The sequence below is a fragment of the Pseudomonas sp. NPDC086251 genome, assembly GCF_044746405.1.
In the GTDB taxonomy this organism is placed as follows: domain Bacteria; phylum Pseudomonadota; class Gammaproteobacteria; order Pseudomonadales; family Pseudomonadaceae; genus Aquipseudomonas.
The window spans coordinates 61,700-67,904 of sequence record NZ_JBIVBY010000035.1; the positions used below are offsets into that span (position 1 = coordinate 61,700).

A 6,205-nucleotide genomic window follows, 5' to 3' on the forward strand; every position below is an offset into this window, starting at 1 on the left:
TTATTAAAATTGGCTTTCAGCTTTGCTCGTGTGGCTGCTGATGTTGTTTTAACTCAACTCCTCCCATAGGGCTGGCAAGAACATTTCATGAACCAGGACGCGTGTTTGTCCACGACTGAACACTGAGCGCCTGGCCCATAACGGATAGGCCGCTCGGCTGCTGGCATTACAGGCATCGCGATAACGACACACTTCTATTTCGCTGCGCTTATAAGGCTTTTCGCCAAACAACAGACTGCCCAGTGGAACATTGCCCAGTTGAAGTAACGCTGAATCACTCTCTTCAACATCACGATGATTGATCACCGATCTTGCATATACCCACGGCCGACCGAAACCGGTCAGGTAGACTTCGCGAATCCAGCCCATGACCCCGGGTTGCAACCCCAGGACCCGGCATTCTTCCGGCAGGATCGGCCCCACTGCTTCGCGCAGGGGAATCACTTCGAACTCATCGTCGGACAACGCCCTGAGCCGCCGCGTCAGTGAACTGCGGTCAAACAACCAGTCCCGGTGGATCGCGGCCATCGACTCACGCCAATGGCCGAAAGCACTCCACTTCAGTTGCGGTTGCGAAAACCGGTACGCCACCTCCATTCAACTGGCCTGTGCCGGGAAGTCATAGGAAATGCGCCCGGCGGGCAGGAAGAAAAACGCAATCAACGCGCCGCCCTTGACCTCTGGAAAGTGATGGCTGCCGGGCGACGGCGCCGTCCACCCGGCACCCTGCCAGCCCCGTGGCCCGGCCAGTACGGCGCCTTCATCCAGCGGGATCACCATGTTCAATTCACCGTAGGGGTGTTGGTGATAGTCGCCGCGGAAGGTGCGCTGATCGTTATCCAGTTCGTAACCCTTGCTGTCCATGTAGACGGTGGTGATGCTGAAGTAGAAGGTTTCCGCACAGGGCTCGCACAGGCGGCTGCGACGATAATTCGGGCCGCTGATTTCAGTGTTGGCCGCCCAGCCTTGTGCTACGCCTTCAATCACCAGGTCGGCAATTCGCTGGTAAGTTTCACTGTCCGGCCCATAAGTATCGTTGAGCCACTGTTCAAGATTATTACTCGCGGTTTTATCTTTGACCTTGGCCAGAAACTCAATACAGAGATTGATCAACTCATCACGTTTATTCATTTATCAGACGCTCACTGTTTTAAGGTTTTTTTACACTCTCCCATACTTGCATTCGGGCAAAAAGCGAACTTTCTGCAGTGTCTCAATGCATGACATTCAACACTGGCGAGCCTTGATACTCGCTTGCAAATGCTTGATTTATGAACTCAAATCATTAACCAACTCGCGCCCTCCGGAATGCCCGCCATGGTTACGTTCGATAAGCTGGATCTGAATCTGATCAGGGTCTTCGATGCCGTCATGGAAGAGCGCAGCGTGCTGCGTGCCAGCCAGCGCCTGCACCTGAGTCAGTCCGCTGTCAGTCATGCGCTGTCCCGTTTACGCGAGGGCCTGGCCCAGGAGATTTTCGTCCGCACCGGCAAAGGCATGACCCCCACCAGCTATGCGATAGAAATCAGCGGCCCGTTGCGCGCGGCGCTGCACAGCATGAGCCAGACCCTGGCACAGGCCGCGTCTGCCTTCTTGCCGCAGACCGTGTGCCGATCCTTTGTGATCGCCGCCAACGACTACGTGTCGGCCACGCTGCTGCCGCAACTCAACCGCCAGTTATCGACCGCGGCCCCGGGCATCGACTTGTCGATCACCCCGGCGACCCGCCTGGACCTCGCCGAGCAGATCGACCTGGGCCGGATCGATGTGGCCATCGGCACCTTTCGCAGCGCCCCGGAGCGGTTTCGCAGCAAACCCGTACTGTCACAGGACGAAGTGTTCATCTGCAGCGGCGGGCATCCGATCGGCGACAATGCGCTGCAGCTCGAGGATCTGGTGAAGTATCCGCTGGCCGTGGTGTCCCTGGGCGGCGAAGGCGACGGAATGCTCAGTGGCTACATACTTGAACGAGGCCTGGCGCGGCAGGCGCAAATGTACGATCGCAATGCCCTGGAAGATGCATTGACGGAGGCGGGATTGTCGGTGAGAAGGCAGATCGTGCTGCCACATTTCCTGGCGTTGCCAATGCTGCTCGAAGGCAGTGAATTGCTGGCGATCGTACCGCGTCCGCTGGCGCGGACATTCGCCAGGACCCTGGGCTTCATGATCAAGCCATTGCCCTACCCCGTCGCCCGTCAGCAGTTGGACATGATCTGGCACAGCAGCAATGACAATGATCCGGCGCAACGCTGGCTGCATGGCCAGATCAGTGCGGCGGCAGAAGAAATCTCTCGTTTGCAGGACTGAGCAAGTCCGTTCGTGGCAACGTCCTTGCTCAGTGCCGAGTCAGGCTGCGCGCAGCGCGCCGGAGAACCTCACCAACGCCGCACCGATGGCCTTCACTTCGCTCTCCACCTGCGGATTGCTCAACTGGTCGTTCTCGCCGAAGGCCTGGTGTGCGACGCCCAGGGTGAAGGTTTGCGGGATCAGCATCGCGCCAAGCTTTTCCAGCACGCCACGCATGGCCAGCATCGAACGAATGCCGCCCATGGGGCCAGGCGATGCCGAGATCACTGCTGATGCCTTGTTGGCGAACAGCGCCAGGCCGGAGGCTTTTTCAGTCGTCGGACGGCTCATCCAGTCGATGGCGTTTTTCAACAAGGCCGTGTAGCCACCGTTGTAGTCCGGCGAGGCCACCAGCAACGCATCGTGCTCGCTGAACAGTTTCTGCAGGCTCAGGGCATGGGCAGGAACGCCCTGCTCCCTCTCGAGCTCGCTGTCGAAAAACGGCAGCGGATAATCGCTCAACGAAACCACGGTCACTTCAGCGCCAGCGGCCAATGCACCCTGCACGGCGACGTTCAGAAGTTTTTGATTTAACGAACCCTTGCGGGCACTGCCGGACAGGGCCAGAACTCGTACTGCCATCTTGATGTACACCTCGTGCTGCCGTGTGGGGGACGCCGGGAAGTCGATACAGCGGGGCGTCCCGAAAAATGGACTACTGATCGAAGCCCAGGAAATGAGTGAAGGCGTGGGACGACTCTCGCGGCATGCGCAGGGCGTTCACCGGCGCGCTTTCATCGGCGTAGCCCAAGGACATGCCGCAGACGATTTCCTGGCCGCAGTCCAGGCGCAGAAAGTCTTTTATCAACGCCTGGAATCGTGCGAACGACACCTGCGGGCAGGTCGATAGGCCACGGGAGCGCGCCGTCAGCATCAGGGTTTGCAGGAACAGGCCGTAGTCGAGCCAGCTGTATTTCTTCAGGTTCGCATCGATGGTGAAGATCAGCCCCACCGGCGCGCCGAAGAACTCGAAATTCAGGCCGCTGACACGAGCGCGGCCGTCGCTGTCGCACTTGTCGATTGAATGCAGGCCGTAGAACAGGGCGCCAAAATTTTCCTGGCGGTCACGGTACTTCTGCGCCAGGTCATCCGGCAGATGCAGCAGCGGGTCGGCGAAGGGGTCGGCGTGGGCCGTGGCCAGCAAGGCGCTCAATGCGCGCTTGGGCGCGCCGGTCACCACATGGACCGACCACGGCTGGGTGTTGGAATTACTGGGGGCTAAACGAGCGACATCGATGACTTCATTGATCAACTTCCTCGAAACGGGCGTCGGTAAAAAAGCCCGCACAGCCCTGCGCGAGGCAACCACAGCATCAAAATCATCAACGAACGAACTCATACCAAACTCCACAGCTGCAACGGTCTTGTAATTAGTCCGAAGAGTTTTACATGGCGTTTGGTCAAAGAGCAGTGAAGTGTTTGCAGCTTGGAAATGCAGGACGTGCAACTGTGCCGAACGCGGTGCCGCCTACCTCGAATAGGCCACCAACGTGTCGGCCAGTTCCAGTGTCTTGCCATCGTCCGAGGGCAACCGCAGCGTGGCGACCGGACGTCCGCGTGCCCTGTCGACCAGAGTCGCGACGGGGCCCTCGCCCTCGGCGAACAGATTGCGTTCGCCCCACTGGCGCAGGGCGACCATGACATGGAACAGGTCCTTGCCCAGATCGGTGAGCACGTATTCCTGATAGTTGCTGCCGTCGGATGCTGGCTGCACTTCGAGAATGTCCCGGGTGACCAAGCCCTTGAGCCTGACCGACAGAATGTTCTTGGGGATCGCCAGGCTCTTCTGGAATTCGTTGAAGCGGGTGATGCCTTCGAACGCGTCGCGCATGATCAACAGCGTCCACCAATCGCCGATGGTGTCCAGGGCCCTGGCAATCGCGCAGGGTGAATCTTCAAGACTTTTTCGTTTCACGGGTCGACCTGTCAGTTTGGCAACGCTCGAAATGGCGTCGCCGGGAGATGGGAAAATGGGTCTCATGATAAAACTGACCAACGGCCCACGCAATCAATCCCCGCTCTACGGCGGGCGACTCCTTCACTTCAGTACTTGCAGCTGAAGATTCCCTGCGGTTATCTGGTTGCATTATTGAACCAGTAATTCTAGGATCAATCCGGTCTTATTACGAGACCAGATGCGTGCACCTGTGGTCGCACGTCACCCTACCGCTCTACAGGAATCCATAAAGATGCCCAGCACTCACAACCGCCTGACGATCTCCAAAGTTTCCCCTGGCTACTGGCGCGTGATCATCGGCAACCCGCCGATCAACCTCTATGACCCTGAGATGTTTGCCGAACTGCGGGTACTGATGGACCGCATCGAGCAAGACGACGACCTGAAGGTCGTGGTGTTCGAGAGTTCGAACCCTGACTACTTCGTCGCTCACTACGACCTGGTGCGTGGCGAGGTGATTCCGGACATGCCGGGGGCGGCGAAATTTGCCGAATGGCCAGCCTTCGTCACCCGCCTGGCCCAGTCCCGGGTCGTCAGCATCGCCAAGCTTCGCGGCCGTGCCCGTGGTCATGGCAGTGAATTGGCCCTGGCCTGCGACATGCGCTTTGCCAGCCGTGAAAAAGCCGTGCTGGCCCAGGTCGAAGTCAGCGTGGGCGTGGTGCCTGGCGGCGGCGCGACGGAGTGGCTGTCGGCCCTGGCCGGTCGTTCCCGCGCCCTGGAAATCATAACCGGCTCGAACGACTTCGATGCCGACACCGCCGAGAAATACGGCTGGGTCAACCGCTCGATGCCCGACGCCGAGCTCGATGCATTCGTCGACAACCTGGCCCAGCGTATCGCCAGCTTCAGCAAAGACGCGCTGGAACTGGCCAAGAAAACCGTGAACGCCCGCGCTGGCGTGCCCACCGAGGCTGATCGCTGGGGCTCCAACCAGGCGTTCATCGGCACCACCACCTGGCCCGACACCCAACGCCTGATCGCCAAGGCGCTGGACCAGGGCCTGCAGCAGGAAGGTGATTACGAGTACCGCCTTGGGCACCATGTGGCGAAGCTCAATCAGCAGTAACCCCCGGATCTGCCTGACGCATAGGTGAGCACCGCGGTTTGCAGGGCGGTGCTCCCGATTCCAAACAAGTCCAACAACAAAGGAAATCATCATGCATGCCATCGTTACCGACACTGCCGACAAACACCCTTCCACGCATCACCGTGGCAAGGATGACCTGCCCTATGTCACGCTGATTGAGGGTCTTGAATTCAAACTGCTCCAGGTAAACGCCGACACCGGTCTGTGGGTGGTACAAACCCGCTTCGCCCCAGGCCTGACCATTCCCCGGCATAAACACACGGGCGATGTCTACGCGGTCACCTTTTCCGGCAGTTGGAAGTATCTGGAGTACCCGGAGATCAACACCGCCGGTTCATATCTCTACGAACCTGCCGGCTCGATGCACACCTTGCATGTGCCGGCGAGCAACAGCGAACCGACCGAGGTCTGGTTCGCCATTAATGGCGCCAACCTGAATATGGACGAACACGACAACGTCGAAAGCATCTGGGATACGCCGTTCATCACCGCGCTCTACCTTGAAGAGTGTCGCAAGGCAGGGTTGCCGGTTCCGGATGTGATCGGGCTGTCGGCATAGGCAGTCTCCACAAATACCCCTATCGGAACGGTGTAGGAGCTGTCGAGTGAAACGAGGCTGCGATCTTTTGATGTTTAAAAGTGAGATCAAAAGATCGCAGCGTTCGGCAGCTCCTACAGAAGGAGCTGCCTTGCAGCCAGTCGCCCATGAGTTTCGTTGATCGAGAGTGTCAGATTTTTTGTGTGCGGGCCGATAACGGCCTGCCGTTAGGCAGGCCTTCATTTCACCAGTTTGGTCTGATGAATCGATCTCCGTA

8 protein-coding genes are annotated in these 6,205 nt (G+C 58.7%); 3 read left to right on the forward strand and 5 right to left on the reverse strand.

Translation table 11 applies throughout. The features are described from left to right. Nucleotides 1-48: 48 nt before the first annotated feature. Both ACIPL2_RS29480 and ACIPL2_RS29485 read right to left on the reverse strand, forming a co-directional pair. Nucleotides 49-597: a chorismate--pyruvate lyase family protein gene (locus tag ACIPL2_RS29480; RefSeq protein WP_401362670.1), complete on the reverse strand. Its 549-nt coding sequence runs from the start codon at nt 595-597 to the stop codon at nt 49-51. Continuing rightward, complete coding sequence (locus ACIPL2_RS29485; RefSeq protein WP_401362673.1) at nt 598-1,131, reverse strand: DUF4863 family protein; 534 nt, start codon at nt 1,129-1,131, stop codon at nt 598-600. A gap of 186 nt (nt 1,132-1,317) precedes the next feature. Between ACIPL2_RS29485 and ACIPL2_RS29490 the strand changes: the two genes are divergently transcribed. Further along, nucleotides 1,318-2,307, forward strand: coding sequence for a LysR substrate-binding domain-containing protein (locus ACIPL2_RS29490; RefSeq protein ID WP_401362675.1), 990 nt, complete (start codon nt 1,318-1,320; stop codon nt 2,305-2,307). A 39-nt stretch (nt 2,308-2,346) separates the two neighbouring features. Here the strand turns inward: ACIPL2_RS29490 and ACIPL2_RS29495 are convergent, their stop codons facing one another. From ACIPL2_RS29495 to ACIPL2_RS29505, 3 genes are all read right to left on the reverse strand, one after another. After that, nucleotides 2,347-2,928 carry an NADPH-dependent FMN reductase gene (locus tag ACIPL2_RS29495; RefSeq protein WP_401362678.1) on the reverse strand — a complete coding sequence of 194 codons (582 nt, stop codon included), beginning with the start codon at nt 2,926-2,928 and terminating at the stop codon, nt 2,347-2,349. 73 nt (nt 2,929-3,001) lie between these two features. Then, nucleotides 3,002-3,685: a nitroreductase gene (locus ACIPL2_RS29500; protein ID WP_401362681.1), complete on the reverse strand. Its 684-nt coding sequence runs from the start codon at nt 3,683-3,685 to the stop codon at nt 3,002-3,004. Nucleotides 3,686-3,814: 129 nt separating this feature from the next. Next, complete coding sequence (locus tag ACIPL2_RS29505; RefSeq protein WP_401362684.1) at nt 3,815-4,261, reverse strand: winged helix-turn-helix transcriptional regulator; 447 nt, start codon at nt 4,259-4,261, stop codon at nt 3,815-3,817. A gap of 274 nt (nt 4,262-4,535) precedes the next feature. Here ACIPL2_RS29505 and ACIPL2_RS29510 point away from each other — a divergent pair, with 274 nt between their 5' ends. Together ACIPL2_RS29510 and ACIPL2_RS29515 are read left to right on the forward strand one after the other, a co-directional pair. Further along, nucleotides 4,536-5,369 (forward strand): enoyl-CoA hydratase/isomerase family protein, encoded by an 834-nt coding sequence (locus ACIPL2_RS29510; protein WP_401362687.1) that lies wholly within the window; start codon nt 4,536-4,538, stop codon nt 5,367-5,369. Between the two features lie 91 nt (nt 5,370-5,460). After that, nucleotides 5,461-5,949, forward strand: coding sequence for a 2,4'-dihydroxyacetophenone dioxygenase family protein (locus ACIPL2_RS29515; RefSeq protein ID WP_401362689.1), 489 nt, complete (start codon nt 5,461-5,463; stop codon nt 5,947-5,949). Nucleotides 5,950-6,205: the final 256 nt, after the last annotated feature.

Coding starts and splice junctions, on each gene's coding strand:
- ACIPL2_RS29480 (WP_401362670.1), bottom strand. CDS start 597: ATGGAGGTGGCGTACCGGTTTTCGCAACCGCAACTGAAGTGGAGTGCT.
- ACIPL2_RS29485 (WP_401362673.1), bottom strand. CDS start 1,131: ATGAATAAACGTGATGAGTTGATCAATCTCTGTATTGAGTTTCTGGCC.
- ACIPL2_RS29490 (WP_401362675.1), top strand. CDS start 1,318: ATGGTTACGTTCGATAAGCTGGATCTGAATCTGATCAGGGTCTTCGAT.
- ACIPL2_RS29495 (WP_401362678.1), bottom strand. CDS start 2,928: ATGGCAGTACGAGTTCTGGCCCTGTCCGGCAGTGCCCGCAAGGGTTCG.
- ACIPL2_RS29500 (WP_401362681.1), bottom strand. CDS start 3,685: ATGAGTTCGTTCGTTGATGATTTTGATGCTGTGGTTGCCTCGCGCAGG.
- ACIPL2_RS29510 (WP_401362687.1), top strand. CDS start 4,536: ATGCCCAGCACTCACAACCGCCTGACGATCTCCAAAGTTTCCCCTGGC.
- ACIPL2_RS29515 (WP_401362689.1), top strand. CDS start 5,461: ATGCATGCCATCGTTACCGACACTGCCGACAAACACCCTTCCACGCAT.